We start from the raw sequence: 16,587 nt of genomic DNA, 5'->3' as shown, positions 1-16,587 counted from the left end.
AGGATTTCCCATGTTTGATCTTGGCGGCCGCAAGGCGCTTGTAACCGGCGCAACCGGAGGCATCGGCGAAAGCGTTGCCCGCACGCTTCACGCGGCTGGCGCGACCGTGGGGCTGCACGGAACCCGGATCGAGAAGCTGGAGGCCCTTGGCGCCGAGCTGGGCGATCGCGTGAAGCTGTTTCCCGCCAACCTCTCCGACCGCGACGAGGTCAAGGCGCTGGGCCAGAAGGCTGAGGCCGAGCTGGAAGGTGTCGACATTCTAGTCAACAACGCTGGTATCACCCGAGATGGCCTGTTCGTGCGCATGCCGGACGAGGACTGGGACTCAGTGCTTGAGGTGAACCTGACCGCGGTATTCCGTCTGACCCGCGAGTTGACGCATCCGATGATGCGCCGCCGCTTCGGCCGCATCGTCAACATCACCTCCATCGTCGGCGTCACGGGAAATCCGGGGCAGGCCAACTATTGTGCCTCCAAGGCCGGCCTCATCGGCTTCTCGAAGTCGCTTGCCCAGGAGATCGCCACCCGCAACATCACCGTCAATTGCGTTGCGCCCGGCTTCATCGAATCGGCAATGACCGAGAAGCTGAACGACAAGCAGAAAGACGCGATCATGGGGGCCATCCCGATGAAGAAGATGGGGACGGGCGAGGACATCGCCGCATCCGTCCTCTACCTCGCATCCAACGAGGCCGGCTATGTCACGGGGCAGACACTTCACGTCAATGGCGGCATGGCGATGATCTGATAACGGCCATGCGGCGGCGAATTTGGTCTTTGACCGTGAAGTGTTTTCGTGTAATGCCGCCGCTCCATGGCGAATGAACGCCGCCTTCGGGAGCTTCAGGACTGATCAATACGGGCAGGAAATAACCGGTTGAAACCGGGATTATCCCCACCCTATGCTCCCATCTTTCAGCTTGATTACCGGCAATCGTGCCGCTAACGAAGTCCCACCAACTTTTTGAAGTCGAGGGTTTGCAAATGAGCGATACCGCAGAACGCGTCAAGAAAATCGTTGTCGAGCATCTGGGCGTCGATGCCGACAAGGTCACCGAGGGCGCGAGCTTCATCGACGACCTCGGCGCAGACAGCCTCGACACCGTCGAGCTGGTCATGGCTTTCGAGGAAGAGTTCGGCGTCGAGATTCCGGACGATGCCGCCGAGACGATCCTGACCGTCGGCGACGCGGTCAAGTACATCGACAAGGCGTCGGCCTGACGCCTTCGCCGCGCGACTTGACCAAAGCCAGATCAGAGTGAAGCGATGAGACGCGTCGTCGTCACCGGTATGGGACTGCTTTCGCCGTTTGGCGTCGGCGTGGAACATGCCTGGAAAGAGATTCTGGCCGGGAAGAGCGCCGCGCGGCGTGTGGACACTTTCGAGGTGGACGATCTTGCCTGCAAGATCGCCCACGCCATCCCCCGCGATGGCGGGGACAATGCGTTCGATCCCGATCGGTTCATGGAGCCGAAGGAGCAGCGCAAGGTCGGCGACTACATCATCTATGGCGTTGCCGCGGCCGATATGGCTCTCAAGGATGCCGGTTGGCATCCGACAAGCGCCGAGGACCAGAACGCCACCGGCGTGATGATCGGCTCTGGAATCGGCGGTATCGAAGGCATTGCCGAGAACGCGCTGATCCTGCAGGAAAAGGGGCCGCGTCGCATCAGCCCCTTCTTCATCCCCGGCAACATCATCAATCTCGTATCCGGGCAGGTTTCGATCCGCCACGGCCTCAAGGGGCCGAACCACGCGGTCGTCACGGCCTGCTCAACGGGTGCGCATGCGATCGGCGATGCCGCGCGCCTCATCATGTTCGGCGATGCCGACGTGATGGTGGCCGGCGGCGCAGAATCTCCGGTTACACGGCTTTCGTTGGCTGGCTTCGCAGCCTGCAAGGCGCTCTCCACCGCCCGTAACGACGATCCGCAGAAGGCATCCCGCCCCTATGACAGGGATCGCGATGGCTTCGTGATGGGCGAGGGCGCCGGCGTGGTCGTGCTGGAAGAACTTGAGCATGCCAAGGCGCGCGGCGCGAAGATCTATGCCGAAGTCGTCGGCTACGGTCTGACGGGCGACGCCTACCACATTACGGCCCCGGCTGAAGATGGCGATGGCGCGTTCCGCTGCATGACCGCGGCGTTGAAGCGCGCCGGGCTGTCCCCGGCGGATGTCGACTACATCAACGCCCACGGCACATCCACGATGGCCGACACGATCGAGCTTGGCGCCGTCGAACGGCTGGTTGGCGATTCTGCCTCCAAGGTGTCGATGTCGTCCACGAAATCTGCGATCGGTCATCTGCTCGGCGCCGCCGGTGCGGCCGAGGCGATCTTCTCGGTACTTGCCATTCGTGACAATGTCGCTCCGCCGACCATCAATCTCGACAATCCCGAGAGAGAAACGGCGATCGATCTGGTTCCCAACGCGCCCCGGCAGCGTCAGATCGACGTTGCGCTCTCCAATTCCTTCGGCTTCGGCGGCACCAATGCGTCGCTGGTGTTCCGCAGGTATGAAGGCTGAGCGGCCACTTCTTCGGCCGCATCGCCAATTTCGCCATATTCCGGCTTAGCTTCGGTTCGCTGAATCGGACAGTGTCGGCTTGAAGGAGTGCCGGGAGGCCATGACGAGCAATCCTGCGGACGATGGCGCTATAGCCAGCCAGCATCAATCCGGGCCCAAGCCCATCGTGCCGAAAAGCGCCAGCGAGGCGCTTCGACCCCAGGCGGGGACACCTCCGCCGCGTCGTTCGCGCCGTTCCCGCAGCCAGGTCGTCGTTTTTCTGAACTTCCTGATGTCGTCGATCGTGCTACTGGTCATCGCGGCCTTTGTCGCGGTCTGGTTCGGCAAGACCACTTTCGAAGGCCCTGGGCCGCTGGCCACGCCTGACACGTTCCTGATCAAGCCCAATACCGGCGTCACCGAAATCGCGGACCAGCTTCAGCGCCGCGACATGATCAGCGACGCGCGCATCTTCCGCCTCGGGCTTCGCGCCTATCGCAATGACGGCCGCCTGCAGGCTGGCGAATACGCTATTCCCGCCCGCGCTTCGATGCACGACATCATGGAACTGCTGGTCAGTGGAAAGTCGATCCTTCATTCGGTCACCATCCCCGAGGGGCTGACCGTGGCTCAGGCCTTCGCGCGCATTGCCGCGGCAGAGGAACTCGAAGGCGAGATGCCTGCCGAGATGCCGGCTGAGGGATCGCTGGCAGCCGATACGGTCCGGTTCACCCGTGGCCTGAAGCGCCAGGATGTCATCGACCGCCTCTCCGCGGACCAGAAGAAGCTGGTGGAAAGCATCTGGGAACGCCGGTCGCAGGACCTTCCCATCTCCGACATCAACGAGTTTGTCACGCTCGCGTCGATTGTCGAGAAGGAGACCGCCAAGGCGGACGAACGGTCGCGCGTCGCCTCCGTCTTCATCAACCGGCTGGAGCGCGGCATGCGCCTGCAGTCCGACCCGACGATCATCTACGGTATCTTCGGCGGCGAGGGGAAGCCGGCGGACCGTCCCATCTACCGATCGGACATCGACAAGCCGACACCTTACAACACCTATACGATCGATGGGCTTCCGCCCGGGCCGATCGCCATCCCGGGCCGTGCATCGCTTGAAGCGGTCGCCAACCCGTCTAGGACAGAGGATCTCTACTTCGTGGCGGACGGCAGCGGCGGGCATGCCTTCGCGACCACGCTGGAGGAGCATAACGAGAATGTCGCGCGCTGGCGGCGGATCGAAAGGCAGCGCGCGGAGGCAGCAGGCGAAGCGGAGGAGAGTGACGCCGCAAACGAGTGACGACGCGAAATGGGGGGCAGGGGACGCCATGGGTTTGCAGAGCATGACCGGCTTCGGCCGGGCGGTCGCCGACAACGCCGGCGCGGCGATTGTCTGGGAGTTGAAATCCGTCAACGGCAAGGGCCTTGAGGCGCGGTTGCGGCTGCCGCCGGGTTGTGAGCGGCTGGAGCAGCCTGTCCGTCAGGCCATCCAGAAGCGCTTCTCGCGCGGCAATGTGCAGGCGAGCCTCACGCTCACGCGCACCGGCGCGCAAGCCCAGCCGGTTGTCAACGATGAGTTCCTGAGGGATCTCGCCGGCCTTGCTAGGCGGTTGGAGGAACAGTTTGGCGTCGCGCCGGCAACGGCCGATGGCCTGCTGGCCCTGCGGGGCGTGCTCGATGCGCCGGAAGCGGCCGAGAGCGAGGAGGCGCGTGCGGAACTGGATGCCGCCATTCTCGCCACGCTCGATGCGGCACTGGCAAGCCTGGAGACCGCACGCCGAGACGAGGGCACAGCGCTTGGCGAACTGCTTCTCGGGCATCTGGGGGCCATCCAGACTTTGACGGACCGCGCCGAGGCCGACCCTTCGCGCGAGCCGACGGCCATCCGTGCCCGCCTTGCGGAGCAGGTGAAGGCGCTTCTTGAGACCGGTGCGCCGCTCGACGAGGCGCGTCTTCACATGGAAGCCGCCTTTCTCGCTACCAAGGCGGATATCCGCGAAGAGATCGACAGGCTGAAGACGCATGTCGCCTCCGGCCGGGCGCTGATCGCCCAGGGTGGACCGATTGGCCGCAAGCTCGATTTCCTTTCACAAGAATTCAACCGGGAATCGAATACGCTCTGCTCCAAGTCCAATGCGGCCGCAGTGACGGCCATCGGGCTGGAGCTGAAAGCCGTCGTCGATCAGTTCCGCGAGCAGGTTCAGAATCTGGAGTAGCCCATGGCGGATACGCCCCTTATCGCTTCGATCCGCCGTCGCGGGCTCATGCTGGTGCTGTCGTCGCCTTCCGGTGCCGGCAAGTCGACGATCGCGCGCAATCTGCTCGAAAGCGATCCCGCCTTCGAATTGTCGATCAGCGTGACGACGCGCGCGCGGCGCGGCAGCGAAATCGACGGCCGGCACTACCATTTTCGCTCCAGGCGCGATTTCGAGTTCATGCGCGACAACGACGAACTGCTCGAATGGGCCGAAGTCCATGGCAACTTCTACGCCACGCCGCGCGCGCCAGCCGAGAAGGCGCTCGCCGAAGGGCGGGACATGCTGTTCGACATCGACTGGCAGGGCGCGGAACAGTTGCGCGGGCAGATGCGCGCCGACATCGTCTCGATCTTTATCCTGCCGCCCTCGATGCGAGAGCTCAAGGAGCGGCTGCGCCGCCGCGCGGAGGACCGTGACGAGGTGATCGCGGCACGGCTTGCCAACGCGCGCGCCGAAATCGAGCACTGGCGCGACTACGATTACATCGTCATCAACGAGGATCTGGACACGGCGTTCGCCGAGGTGGAGGCGATTGTCGCGGCGGAACGCCTGCGTCGGGACCGCCGCCCGGGCCTGTTCGATTTCATCTCTGGCCTGCTGGACGAGAAGCTGGAGTAAATTCTTAAGACACGGTGTGCATCCTGCCGGCGGCTTTGTTCGCCGGGCATGATGCACGGCCTGTTTGACGATGTGCCGCGCATGACGTGCTGGGCGCATTGCCGGAGTGAACATGTCCGTCTTACCGCCCGCAAACCTCGCGGCCCTGCAGCTTCTCCAGCAATCGAACCTCTCGTCTTTCTCCGTCGTGGGACGGGAGCGTGATCCCGCGAACGTCGGCATCCCCGCGATTGCTGCATCACCCGCACAGCCGCAGCAGCCGGACCCCATGTTCAGCGCGAATTCCATCGACGTGAACCAGTTGAAGGTTCACTTCATGGAGCAGGTCGGCAAGGGTCTTGGGCTGGACGTCGATGATTTCGAGTCAGCCTCCGCCTTTGGACAGGCCATCAAGGAAAAGGTGCTCACGATAACGCGGTCGCCGGGCGGCGAAATGGTCCTGCGGAAGATCGCGGAGGATACGGGCCTCGACAAGCTTGGCATCTCCCTGATGGACTTCGCCAACGCCCTTATCGACCCGAATGGCAGCGCTGCCGAAAGACTCGATAATGCGCTGAAAGAATACGCAACTGCGGAAGCTGGAGACACCTTGGCGGACGGCACCGTCAGGTTCGACGAGATCGGAATCTACAGCTTCATCTGATAGCCGCTTCGGCGCGGTCGATCGTCAGATCGCGTTGGCGAGCGTCACGAACTCTGCAACCGACAGTGTCTCTGCACGGCGCGTGCCGTCGATCCCGGTGGCCACCAGCAGGCTCTCTCCGCCGATCCCCTTCAGGCTTTGCCGCAGCATCTTGCGCCGCTGGCCGAAAGCAGCCTCCGTCACGCGCGCGAGCTTCCTGCCATCGGCGGGCAACGGCTGTGTACGCGGCACGATGTGAACCACCGCGGACGTAACCTTGGGCGGCGGCGTGAACGCCTGCGGCGGCAGGTCGAAGACGATCCTTGCCTCCGTGCGCCATCCCGCGAGCACGCCCAGCCTACCATAGGCGTTGTCGCCAGCCGCCGCCACGATGCGTTGCGCCACTTCCTTCTGGAACATCAGCGTCATCGACGAATAGAAGGGAGGCCAGTCGGCGACGGTCAGCCAGCGGATCAGCAACTCGGTGCCGATGTTATAGGGAAGGTTGGCGACGATCCTGACGTCCTGCGCGCCTTCGGCGAGCGCCGGGAAGTCGGTTTTCATCGCGTCGCCCGCAATCACGTCGAGCCGACCGGGATAGTGCGCCGCGACCTCGGCAAGTGCGGAAAGGCAGCGCTCGTCGCGCTCGATAGCGATGACCCGCGCCGCGCCGTGAGCCAGCAGCGCGCGCGTCAGGCCGCCCGGGCCGGGGCCGACCTCGATTACGGTGGTCGATGACAGGTCACCAGCCGCCCGCGCGATCTTGCCGGTCAGGTTGAGGTCCAGCAGGAAATTCTGTCCGAGCGATTTCTTTGCGCGCAGTTCGTATCGGTCGATCACCTCGCGAAGCGGCGGCAGCCCGTCTAAGGTCATCGACACGCGGCCTTTGCATCGGCCATCTGTCGGGCCAGCCGCAGCGCCGCGATCAGGCTGTCGGGCCGCGCGGTGCCCTTGCCCGCTATGTCGAATGCGGTGCCATGGTCCGGCGACGTACGGATGAAGGGCAGGCCGAGCGTGACGTTCACGGTCTCGTCGAAAGCGAGCGCCTTTGCGGGGATGAGAGCCTGGTCGTGATACATGCAGATCGCCACGTCATAGGCTGCGCGGGCGCGGGCATGGAACATCGTATCCGCGGGCAGGGGCCCCCGGGCATCGATGCCTAGCCTGCGAAGCTGCTCCACGGCGGGGCGTACGACGTCCTCGTCTTCCCTGCCCATGGCGCCGTCTTCGCCTGCATGGGGGTTCAGCCCCGCGATCGCGAGCCGCGGATTGTCTATCCCGAACTTGTCACGCAGATCGGACGCCGTGATCGAAGCCGTCTCGACGATGAGCGCCGTCGTCAATGTCGGCGCAACCTTGGCCAGCGGAATATGGATGGTGACCGGCACGGCCCGCAGTTCGGGACCTGCAAGCATCATGATGGGTGTCGCCGGCGATCCTGCGATCGTCTCCGCAAGATGACCGAGGAATTCGGTATGTCCGGGATAACCGAACCCCGCATCGTAGAGCGGCTTCTTGGCGATCGGGCAGGTGACCAGCGCATCCGCTCGGCCCGAGACGACGAGCCTGACCGCAGTCTCGATGGCTTCTACGGTGCCGGCTGCGTTGACCGCGTTGGGATTGCCCGGTGAATCCAGAAACGATGCATCGAGCGGAACGATTGGCAACGCATCCGCAAATGCGGCGCCGGCTTCCTCGGGCGTTACCGTCGCGATCTTGACCGGCAGGCCCATGCGACTGGCCCGCGCCTCGACGAGTGCGGGGTCGCTGAGCAACAGAAACGGAGGCGTTTCATCCTGCTTACGCAGGCGCCACGCTTCGATGGCGATCTCCGGGCCGATACCCGAAGGATCGCCCGATGTCAGAGCAAGTATGCCCACGCCCGCCGGTCCTGCCTGCTGGTTTCGATCGAACGTCAGCGCCTGATGATCTGGGCCTTGGCGCGAAGTTCCTCGGTCAGCTTCTTGGACGTGTCGTTATTGTCTTCGCTGCTGCCGCTGCCTTCAGCCTGAAACACCATCTGCGCGACCCGATCGTCGGAGACCTCACGCGCGCTGCAGATGCCGATAAATTCGGCGCCGCGCTCGGTTTCGCGCACGACCGTCGCGGAACCGGCCTTTGCCGCCTTCACCTCTTTGGCCCAGTCCGAAGGCAGTTCCGGCTCCAGCACGCGACCGAGATCGCGCACGGTAACATCCAGCAGACCCTTGGCGAATTCGCGGGTCGTCTCGCAGCTCTGGAAACGCTGGCGCATCGCTTCAGCCTCGCGCTTTCGCGCGCCAAGCTTGGCGCGGCGTTCGGATGCCGGCACCACGAAGATAACCTGCTGCAGCATGTATTCGGTCGCGGAGGGCTTGTCGCCGCCCTGCTGAAGCATGCGCTGCACGGCGTCCTGCTCGCTCATCTGGCCGGAGCGTGACTGCTGGCTCAGCACCTGCGACCAGCCCATCTGGGAGCGGATGAACTCCCGGAAGTGCGCCTTGGTGACGCCGGACTGGTTCAGCACCTGATCCATCTGCGAGGGCGACATCTTGTTCGACTTGGCGAAGCGCTCATAGGCGCCTGCCACCTGGTCGTCGCTGATGCGGATATTCATCCGTTGGATTTCGGAAGCACGCACAGCCTGGTTGATCATCTCGTCGGCGGCAAGCTGCTGCAGGTTGCCGCGCCGGTTCTGAATGCGCAGGAACGCTGCGCGCCGCTGGATATCGTAGCTCGTCACCGGAACATTGTTCACGATGTACTTGATTTCGGAAGCTTGCGACGCCGTAGCAGCCAGAGGCGCTGAAAGGCCCGCAAGCATCAAGGCCAGTGCGCAGGTGCGCAGGGTGGATGCAAGCTTTGCCATACTGTGTCTCCCTAGATTGCCAGACACCGCGATTTAGATCATTCCCTGATGGGATTATAGGGCAAAAGCGTGACGCGGGGCGGATCGAAGTCTTCGCGGCGCTTAAAAAGAGTCCAGAGCAGCCGTCGACGCACCGATATCGCCGATCGTGCGAAGCGCGATCTTGAAGCCGAACGTCTTTTCCTTCTCGACCTCACGGGTTCTGGAATTTCTGGACGCCGTTTCACCGCCAAAGAACGTGAACGAGAAGCATTCGTCGTCGTAGCTGAAGCCGATCGTCTTGCGGGTCATCAAATCGTCTTCGATATCGTAGGTCCCGCTGCCGAACACGCGCCAGTATTCATGCAGTTTGACAGAGCCGCCGCCGCGAACCTCATGCCGGTCTTCCGCATAACCGTAGTCGGGTTGGGCCTCGATAAAGGAATAGACGCCGGAGATGCCGAAATTGGGCGTTCCATACCCGGCGCTGACATCGGTGCGACGCAGCTCGAACGTGTCTTCGTCGAACCTTGCGCCTGCACCCAGCCTCAGGCCGACGGGGCTCGTCAGGTTGACTGCCGTCACATAGTCCGAGCGATCGGTTTCAAGCCCAGAGGCCGCGCCGACATTGACCAGATCCGGAGACGCATAGGGGTTCGTGCCGGCGAGGTGGAAGGACTGGCCGGCGATGGCAGTTGTGGTCCAGCCATTGGCGAATGCGCCTGAATAGCGAATGCCCAAATTGGCGCGAATGCCGCCTTCGATCCGGTCGTAGCCGGCGAATTTGTCGCGCTCGAAGAGGTTCGATGCATCGAAGACGAGGTTCTGCGCGTCCTCGTTGGGAATGCCCAGCACATCGCCGTAAGGCGCGTCAGGCCGCACGAAAACCTGTGCCATGGGCTCCAGCACGTGCGTCGAGCTGGTAGTGGAGAACAGGACCGGCCAGCGCGCTTCAAGGCCTGCCGTCGCCATTGCGCGGTAATACGAGGACCGAATGTCCGCCGTCACACCGTTGTTGGCGGCAGCGCGCCGTATCGCGTCCTCGGTCAGTCCATCGTAGCTCACGCCGATGGCGTCGCCCCTGGCATGCAGGATCGACGTCAGCATCAGGCCGCCCGGCGCCACATAAGACCGTTTCCACTCGGCCTGCGCGGTGACGCGACCGGATGTGCCGTCGATGCCTGTCAGCCGTGTCCGGTTGTTGCCCGCCACTGAGAAATCGCGCACGTCGAGTTCGCTGCGGTGCACGCCCTGCACGTTGACGTCGATGTTCAGCTCGCCTCCGGCGATCGATTGATCTGGCGTGTAGGAATAGTCGAAAGAGGGCAGAACCCACGGCTGGCGCGGATCGCGCGATGTTGGCAGCACACGCGCTTCCTGCACGTTGAAGCGATAGCCGCGCAGGTCGAAATAGTTCCGATCGTTCAAACCGGTCAGGTAGACTTCATTGGTACGGTTGAGTTCACTGAAACCGGCGATCCCATATCGATGGGAGAAGTTCTTGTCGGTCTGGGCCATGACGTCCCAGCCGAAAGTCCAGCGCGGATTGATCTGAAACTCGCCCTTGGACCCGACCATGCCCCTGAAGGTTTCGTTATCAGTAAACGACAGCGGGTCGGGATTTCCCGCTATATCGTTATAGAACTCTTCGGGGTTGCGCTGGCGAATGCCGGCAACCGTGATCGAATAGGAGCCGTTGTCGAAGCGCTGGCGCCACTCGGCTTCGGCAAGGAAGCCCTGTTTCGAATAGACGGTCGGCTTGAATGTGATGTCGTAGGTTGGCGAGATTCCCCAATAGAAGGGAACAACCACGCCATGCCCCAGGTCCTCATCGGACTTGTAGCTCGGAATCAGGAAACCCGTGCGCTGCTTTACCGTCGGGTCGGCGATCTCGAAGGCGGGCAGGAACGCCAGCGGCATGCCGAACATCTCGAAGCGCGCGCGCTCGAAACGAACGGTCTTCGTCTGTCCGTTCCAGATGATCTTCTGCGCCTTCACGCGCCAGACCGGCGCCTTGTCCGGCTTTTCCTCGCAGGGCTTACAGGCCGTGTAGACGCCGTAATTGAAGGTGGTGATGCTGCCGTCGCGGCGGTCGGCGCTTTCCGCGGCGAAATAGGTCTCGTCGGCCGTTTCCACTCGAAGGGTGCGCACGAAGGCGTCGCGGAAATCGTCGGTGACATCTATTTCGTCAGAAAAAATCCGCGTGCCCTGGCTGTCGACGATCTCGACATTGCCGGTAGCGATCAGGCGCGAGGTAGCGCGATCGTAGGTAACGCGCTGTGCGACGAGCCGGCTGCCGTCATAGTCGATCTGTACGCCGCCGACGGCGGTGATGGTGTTGCGGTCGTTGTCGTAGACGATGGTATCCGCCTCGAGCAGCATGTCGGCGTCTGGCGACGAGGTCATGCCTTCAAGGTCGATCTGCTGTGCAGTCGCTACGCCGGGTGCCACGCTGACCGCCATGATGCAGGCGAGCGCCGTCGCACCGATGAGGCGCAAAGTCCGGGCGGACTTGCGATATGTCGCGAGTTCGCCCCTCAACTAACCGTCCTCCTTGTACAAGAGAAAAGTCACCCCAAAAAAACTGGCGATCAGAACCGGAAACCATGCCGCCGCCACAGGCGGCACGAATCCGGCGCTTCCAAACGCCTTGACCAGAACCGAAACGACATAAAGCAGAAAGCCGGCGAGGACGCCACCCAGAATAATCGTTGCCGACTGACCCATACGGGCAAAGCGCATCGATACCGTCGCGGCAATCAGGGTCATCGCAACGAGCAGGGCCGGCAGCGCCACAAGCGAGTGAAAATGCATCGCGAAGGCGTTCGCGCCGAGGCCGAACGAACGGGCTGCGGCAATTTTGCGCGGCAGTTCGTAGATCGGAATAGTCTCTGGTGCGGCCAGGCGTTCAAGCACGAACTCGGGGGTGAGATTGGTATTGATTCTCACTGTCCCGGCCGCTTCCGGCGTTTCGCCGGTACGGGTCCGCGTCGCTCCGCGCAACTCCCAGCGCCCGTCTCTCAGGTAGGCACGCCGCGCATCGATGCGTTCGTAAAGATCGCCACGCCGGTCGATGCGAAGGAAGGTGGCATCCACAAGTTCGAGCCCGCGGTTGAGGATCCGGCGTGCGCCGATGATCGTTTCGCCTTCGTTCGTTCGCTGCTTGATCCAGGGTGACGCCGGCTGTCCCAAGGCCGTGTCGCTGTCTGTACGAACCTCTACTTCGAGCACCTGGCTGCGCTCGAAACCATTGGCGGCGATCGGGTTGAGAAGCAGAATAGTCACCAAGCCGTAGGCGAGGGCACCCAGGCAGATCGGCAGCAGAAATTGCCAAGCCGATATGCCCGCCGCACGTGCAACGACGAGCTCGTATTTGCGGTTCAGCGAGACCAGCGTCGTCATGGCGGAAATCAGGGCGACGAACGGCACCGCCTGCATCATGATCATCGGCGTTTGCAGTGTGGCGATGCCCAGCGTCAATCCGACCGAATAGTTGGGCAGCCCGCCCAGTCGCCCGGACAACTCGGTGAAGTTGATGATGAAGATGATCGCCGCGATTCCGGCGAGGAACCAGAAGGTGATCGATACGTAGCGCGTGAATAGATAGCGCCCCAGCGTGAGGCCGATCATAGCGGGCCTCCCGGAAGCGCGCGCTTGTAGCCGGACAGTCTCACCTTGATTGCGACAAGCTGCTGCTGGAGGCGGGTCCAGATCGTCTGGCCGCGCTCGACCACCGACAGCGGCAGTTCCATCACACGGTTGGTCGCGATGAAGAATGCCGCCACGCCGCATGCCGCGATGGGCACGCCGTACATCATTGGCGTAAAAGCGGGCACATTCCACACCTTGTCCGCGGCAAAGAAGCCTGCCCAGCGCACGACCAGCGCGATGGTCATAGTCGTCAGGAGCGGATGAATACGCGCCTCGCGGAAGGAGCGCGAGTCACCTGCCACGGCCAGCGCAATCAGCGCGAATACCATGGGATACAGCCATTCGGTGAAGCGCTTGTGCAGTTCTGCCCGGAAGCCCTGGGGCGACTTCTTGAACACCGGATCGTTGGGGTCGGGATTCATCAGATAAGCCAGCGTGCGGTCCTTCGGCAACAGAGTCGGGCCGGAATTGCTGGCGGTGAATTGCGAAAGATCGAGCGCGTAGGATTTATACTGCACGACGGAAACGCCGTCGGCTGTTTTCCGGTGCACAACGCCGTCCTGCATGACCAGAAGATTTGTACCGTTCAGGTCAACGGTTGCGCCGCTCTTGGCGTAGTAGATCAGCTCGATACCGTCTTCGCGGGTATCCGAAACGAAGATGCCGCCGAGTCGGCCATCGGGCAGTCGCTCGCCGATCTGCATGTTCAGACCCTGCTCCACCTGTTGGAAGGTCCCTTCCTGTACGATGCTGGTGATGAGGTCGGCGCGGGCATCGGAGATCAGCACTCGCAGGCGCTCGCGCGAATAAGGCTCGACGAAATTGTTGACCGCGAACGATACGATGCAGGCGCCGACAGCCAGCAGCAGGATCGGCCGCATCACGGTCATGCGAGGGCTTCCCGCGGCGCTGATGACGATGAGTTCGGAATCGGTGTTCATCGTGGTCAGGGTCTGCGCGACCGCGATGCCCACCGCAAAGGGAATCACCACGGGAATGACCGCCGGCAACACCAGCCACGCGATCTCGAAAAAGGTGGCAGCCGACTGGCCGTTGCCGGTCACCACATTGATGCGGGTCAGGATCTGGGTGGTCCACACGATCGCCAGCACCCAGAATAGGGTCGCTACGAAAATGCCCAGCGTGCGTCGCAATATATACTGTTCAACGACCTTCATGCGGCGCGACGTTCCGGTTTCAATTTGACGAGCGTGCGGCGCAAACAAGACCTTTTCCGGCTACGCGCTACCTGCAAGGCGGCGCGCATCGAAAGCGTGTCCCGTTCGTCGCCCCGTCGGTCCGAGGACTGTCCCCGATGGCAAGTCTGCGGAATTTAGGCGAACAAACTACCAATAAACAAGGTTAACGGTTCCCGATCACGCATAGTGTGATGTGAAGCTTGAGCCGGACTTGTCAAACCGTCCGAAAACGCCACTATCAAAGCAGGCCGCTCGGCTTACGGAATTTGCAGAATCAGAAGGCAGTCAGAAAGCTTATGTCCCAACGTCCCTCCATCGCATTCGCCAAGATAGCCACGCCGAAAAAGGGAAGCGTCGTCGTACTGGCGACAGACGGGGGCGGGCTTTCCGAGGCTGCGTCCGCATGCGACCCGCAGGGCGCTCTCAAAAAGGCGTTTGGCGTAGCGGACTTTTCCGGCAAGCTCGCCGCGAGCCTTGAAGTGCTCGCCCCTCAGGGAACCGATTATGACAGGCTCGTCGCCATCGGCGCCGGCAAGGCGGATGCGCTCGACGAGCGCGCTTGGAACCGCATCGGCGGTGCCGCCTTTGCCGCGGCGAAGAAGACCGGCGAAATCTCGATCCTGGCCGACATCGATGGCGCCGATGCCTCTGCTGAAGATGTCGCCTCGCTCGCATTCGGCGCCATGCTCGGCGCCTACGCCTTCGACAAATACAAGACGAAGAAGGACAACGGCAAAGCAGATGCCGCCAAGTCGGCGAAGGTCACGATCCTCTGCGCCAACCCTTCCGCGGCCAAGAAAGCATTCGCCACGGCTGAGGCGGTGGCCGACGGTGTGCTGCTCGCCCGCGACCTCGTCAACGAACCCGCCAACGTGCTCGGCACGCTGGAGTTCGCCGACAAGGCGAAGGAGCTCGAGAAGCTCGACGTCAAGGTCGAGATCCTGACCGAGAAGGAAATGAAGAAGCTCGGCATGGCCGCGCTTCTCGGTGTTGCCCAGGGTTCCGCGCGGCCGGCACGCCTCGCGGTGATGCGCTGGGACGGCGGCAAGGCAAAGGACCAGCCGGTCGCCTTCATCGGCAAGGGCGTTGTCTTCGATTCGGGCGGCATCTCGATCAAACCTGCCGGCGGCATGGAGGACATGAAGGGCGACATGGGCGGTGCCGCCGCCGTGACCGGCCTGATGCATGCGCTCGCCGCCCGTAAGGCAAAAGTCAACGCCGTCGGCATCATCGGGCTGGTCGAGAACATGCCGGACGCCAATGCCCAGCGCCCCGGCGACATCGTCACTTCGATGTCGGGCCAGACGATCGAGGTCATCAACACCGATGCGGAAGGCCGGCTCGTTCTTGCCGACGCGCTCTGGTACTGCAATGAGCGTTTCAAGCCCCGCTTCATGATCAACCTCGCGACGCTGACCGGCGCTGTGATCGTCGCGCTCGGCAACGAGCATGCCGGCCTTTTCTCCAACAATGACGAGCTTGCAGACCGGCTCCTGGGCTCGGGCAAGGATACTGGCGAGAAGGTCTGGCGCCTGCCGCTCGCACCCGAATACGACAAGCTCATCGATTCCAAGAATGCCGACATGAAGAACACCGGCGGGCGCAATGCCGGTTCCATCACCGCGGCGCAGTTCCTCCAGCGCTTCGTCGGTGACACGCCCTGGGCGCATCTGGACATTGCCGGCACCGCGATGGGTTCGCCCTCCAGCGAGATCAATCACTCGTGGGCGTCCGGCTTCGGCGTGCGGCTGCTCGACCGTCTGGTTCGCGACCACTACGAGGGCTGACCGCACCGATGACCGAGGTGCTGTTCTACCACCTGACCGAGTCGGCACTGGAAGACGCCTTGCCGCCGCTCCTGGAAAAAAGCCTGGAGCGCGGCTGGCGTGCGGTGGTGCAAACCGGCAGTGACGAACGGCGCGACGCGCTCGACACGCACCTGTGGACCTACCGCGACGATTCCTTCCTCGCGCACGGCACGGAACACGACCAGCATGCACAGCATCAACCGGTGCTTCTGACAACCGGGACGGGCAACGCGAACGCAGCGCGTATCCGGTTCATGGTCGATGGGGCGGAACCGCCTGAACTGTCCGGCTACGACCGGGCCGTCTTCATGTTCGACGGGCACGATATGAGCCAGGTGGAGCAGGCGCGTGGCCATTGGAAGACGATGAAGGCCGCCGGCCACGCGGCGACCTACTGGCAGCAGACGCCGGAACGCCGCTGGGAGCGCAAGGCTTGACCTGCATGCCTTCCCTGCCGGCGGTTAGTGATCACGAAACCTGGAAGTTACCGCGATGAGATGGGTACTCCGTCTCTTGTTCATGCTGATGCTTGTGGCCGGAGTGGTGCTCGGCATCGTCTATCCGCGCCTCGTCGTCGGCTCCGGCGGCGACGAAATCGGCAGGTGGCGCATTTACGAGCGGGAAACTGGAGAACGCACGGTCGAGACCGTCCTTGACATTAACAGGCAAGTCGCGGTCGGCGCCGAGTTGCGAACGGAAGACGCTCTGCCCGATGACCTTCGGCTTGCGGCGCTGATGGTAGTTGTTCGCGATGCAGATGAAAATGTCGTGTTACGCGAAGGGCTCGCACTGTCCGCTGCTGCGGTTCTGGAAAGCCCACAGACGCGCGTTCAGCTCTATCGCGCGGCAGCCGGCATCCTGAACGGCGCCGAGGGCGCCTACCGCTTCGACATCGAGGTCGCCGACGATGTCGGGCCATCCTTGCTGAGCGTCGATCTCGTGCTTGGAACGGTGGCGTCCTCACCCGATCCGCGCATGCAGCCCGTGGGCTTCGTCCTGATGGCGGTGGGCGTGGTCGGCTTTTTGCTGACCTTTCGCCGCCGCCGCGAAAATCCCAATTCCAAGCCGCCAAAGTGGGGCAGGGTCTAAGCCCGAGGACCTC

16 protein-coding genes are annotated in these 16,587 nt (G+C 62.8%); 10 read left to right on the top strand and 6 right to left on the bottom strand.

What is annotated here, in order from left to right; genetic code table 11:
• The first annotated feature begins 10 nt into the window (after positions 1–10).
• The 7 genes from fabG to ACVJNE_RS16410 all read left to right on the top strand — a co-directional run bounded on the left by fabG (position 11) and on the right by ACVJNE_RS16410 (position 6,021).
• Positions 11–748 carry a 3-oxoacyl-[acyl-carrier-protein] reductase gene (gene fabG / locus ACVJNE_RS16440; protein ID WP_499567265.1) on the top strand — a complete coding sequence of 246 codons (738 nt, stop codon included), beginning with the start codon at positions 11–13 and terminating at the stop codon, positions 746–748.
• Positions 749–984: 236 nt separating this feature from the next.
• Positions 985–1,221, top strand: coding sequence for an acyl carrier protein (locus ACVJNE_RS16435; protein WP_047143752.1), 237 nt, complete (start codon positions 985–987; stop codon positions 1,219–1,221).
• A 45-nt stretch (positions 1,222–1,266) separates the two neighbouring features.
• On the top strand, positions 1,267–2,526 hold the full coding sequence (gene fabF / locus ACVJNE_RS16430; protein ID WP_499567262.1) for a beta-ketoacyl-ACP synthase II: 1,260 nt from the start codon (positions 1,267–1,269) through the stop codon (positions 2,524–2,526).
• Between the two features lie 100 nt (positions 2,527–2,626).
• On the top strand, positions 2,627–3,802 hold the full coding sequence (gene mltG / locus ACVJNE_RS16425) for an endolytic transglycosylase MltG (RefSeq protein WP_173190482.1): 1,176 nt from the start codon (positions 2,627–2,629) through the stop codon (positions 3,800–3,802).
• Between the two features lie 28 nt (positions 3,803–3,830).
• Entirely contained in the window at positions 3,831–4,718 is an 888-nt protein-coding gene (locus tag ACVJNE_RS16420) for a YicC/YloC family endoribonuclease (RefSeq protein ID WP_499567260.1), read from the top strand.
• 3 nt (positions 4,719–4,721) lie between these two features.
• Positions 4,722–5,378, top strand: coding sequence for a guanylate kinase (gmk, locus tag ACVJNE_RS16415; protein WP_499567258.1), 657 nt, complete (start codon positions 4,722–4,724; stop codon positions 5,376–5,378).
• A 112-nt stretch (positions 5,379–5,490) separates the two neighbouring features.
• Positions 5,491–6,021 (top strand): hypothetical protein, encoded by a 531-nt coding sequence (locus ACVJNE_RS16410; RefSeq protein ID WP_499567256.1) that lies wholly within the window; start codon positions 5,491–5,493, stop codon positions 6,019–6,021.
• 24 nt (positions 6,022–6,045) lie between these two features.
• Here the strand turns inward: ACVJNE_RS16410 and rsmA are convergent, their stop codons facing one another.
• From rsmA to lptF, 6 genes are all read right to left on the bottom strand, one after another.
• Positions 6,046–6,873: a 16S rRNA (adenine(1518)-N(6)/adenine(1519)-N(6))-dimethyltransferase RsmA gene (gene rsmA / locus ACVJNE_RS16405; RefSeq protein ID WP_499567420.1), complete on the bottom strand. Its 828-nt coding sequence runs from the start codon at positions 6,871–6,873 to the stop codon at positions 6,046–6,048.
• Positions 6,870–7,880 (bottom strand): 4-hydroxythreonine-4-phosphate dehydrogenase PdxA, encoded by a 1,011-nt coding sequence (gene pdxA / locus ACVJNE_RS16400; protein WP_499567254.1) that lies wholly within the window; start codon positions 7,878–7,880, stop codon positions 6,870–6,872. The genes rsmA and pdxA overlap by 4 nt, the downstream gene beginning before the upstream one ends.
• A gap of 35 nt (positions 7,881–7,915) precedes the next feature.
• A complete protein-coding gene (locus ACVJNE_RS16395) occupies positions 7,916–8,848 on the bottom strand; it encodes a SurA N-terminal domain-containing protein (protein WP_499567252.1) in 933 nt (310 codons plus the stop codon).
• 102 nt (positions 8,849–8,950) lie between these two features.
• On the bottom strand, positions 8,951–11,368 hold the full coding sequence (locus ACVJNE_RS16390) for an LPS-assembly protein LptD (RefSeq protein ID WP_499567250.1): 2,418 nt from the start codon (positions 11,366–11,368) through the stop codon (positions 8,951–8,953).
• Complete coding sequence (gene lptG, locus ACVJNE_RS16385; protein WP_368802705.1) at positions 11,369–12,457, bottom strand: LPS export ABC transporter permease LptG; 1,089 nt, start codon at positions 12,455–12,457, stop codon at positions 11,369–11,371.
• Positions 12,454–13,656: an LPS export ABC transporter permease LptF gene (gene lptF, locus ACVJNE_RS16380; RefSeq protein WP_499567248.1), complete on the bottom strand. Its 1,203-nt coding sequence runs from the start codon at positions 13,654–13,656 to the stop codon at positions 12,454–12,456. The genes lptG and lptF overlap by 4 nt, the downstream gene beginning before the upstream one ends.
• 317 nt (positions 13,657–13,973) lie before the next feature.
• Between lptF and ACVJNE_RS16375 the strand changes: the two genes are divergently transcribed.
• From ACVJNE_RS16375 to ACVJNE_RS16365, 3 genes are read left to right on the top strand one after another with little or no spacing between them, the layout of a single operon-like run.
• Complete coding sequence (locus tag ACVJNE_RS16375; protein WP_499567246.1) at positions 13,974–15,464, top strand: leucyl aminopeptidase; 1,491 nt, start codon at positions 13,974–13,976, stop codon at positions 15,462–15,464.
• 8 nt (positions 15,465–15,472) lie between these two features.
• Positions 15,473–15,922 (top strand): DNA polymerase III subunit chi, encoded by a 450-nt coding sequence (locus ACVJNE_RS16370; protein WP_499567244.1) that lies wholly within the window; start codon positions 15,473–15,475, stop codon positions 15,920–15,922.
• Positions 15,923–15,977: 55 nt separating this feature from the next.
• Complete coding sequence (locus ACVJNE_RS16365) at positions 15,978–16,574, top strand: hypothetical protein (protein ID WP_499567242.1); 597 nt, start codon at positions 15,978–15,980, stop codon at positions 16,572–16,574.
• The last annotated feature ends 13 nt before the right edge of the window (positions 16,575–16,587 follow it).

The sequence above is a fragment of the Mesorhizobium sp. DxT genome, assembly GCF_058448885.1.
Note: the sequence above shows the minus strand (reverse complement) of the source record. Positions and strands in the feature narration are given on the sequence as shown.

Coding starts and splice junctions, on each gene's coding strand:
- gmk (WP_499567258.1), top strand. CDS start 4,722: ATGGCGGATACGCCCCTTATCGCTTCGATCCGCCGTCGCGGGCTCATG.
- ACVJNE_RS16365 (WP_499567242.1), top strand. CDS start 15,978: ATGAGATGGGTACTCCGTCTCTTGTTCATGCTGATGCTTGTGGCCGGA.
- fabF (WP_499567262.1), top strand. CDS start 1,267: ATGAGACGCGTCGTCGTCACCGGTATGGGACTGCTTTCGCCGTTTGGC.
- ACVJNE_RS16375 (WP_499567246.1), top strand. CDS start 13,974: ATGTCCCAACGTCCCTCCATCGCATTCGCCAAGATAGCCACGCCGAAA.
- ACVJNE_RS16420 (WP_499567260.1), top strand. CDS start 3,831: ATGGGTTTGCAGAGCATGACCGGCTTCGGCCGGGCGGTCGCCGACAAC.
- ACVJNE_RS16410 (WP_499567256.1), top strand. CDS start 5,491: ATGTCCGTCTTACCGCCCGCAAACCTCGCGGCCCTGCAGCTTCTCCAG.
- fabG (WP_499567265.1), top strand. CDS start 11: ATGTTTGATCTTGGCGGCCGCAAGGCGCTTGTAACCGGCGCAACCGGA.
- ACVJNE_RS16395 (WP_499567252.1), bottom strand. CDS start 8,848: ATGGCAAAGCTTGCATCCACCCTGCGCACCTGCGCACTGGCCTTGATG.
- ACVJNE_RS16435 (WP_047143752.1), top strand. CDS start 985: ATGAGCGATACCGCAGAACGCGTCAAGAAAATCGTTGTCGAGCATCTG.
- mltG (WP_173190482.1), top strand. CDS start 2,627: ATGACGAGCAATCCTGCGGACGATGGCGCTATAGCCAGCCAGCATCAA.
- lptF (WP_499567248.1), bottom strand. CDS start 13,656: ATGAAGGTCGTTGAACAGTATATATTGCGACGCACGCTGGGCATTTTC.
- ACVJNE_RS16370 (WP_499567244.1), top strand. CDS start 15,473: ATGACCGAGGTGCTGTTCTACCACCTGACCGAGTCGGCACTGGAAGAC.
- rsmA (WP_499567420.1), bottom strand. CDS start 6,873: ATGACCTTAGACGGGCTGCCGCCGCTTCGCGAGGTGATCGACCGATAC.
- lptG (WP_368802705.1), bottom strand. CDS start 12,457: ATGATCGGCCTCACGCTGGGGCGCTATCTATTCACGCGCTACGTATCG.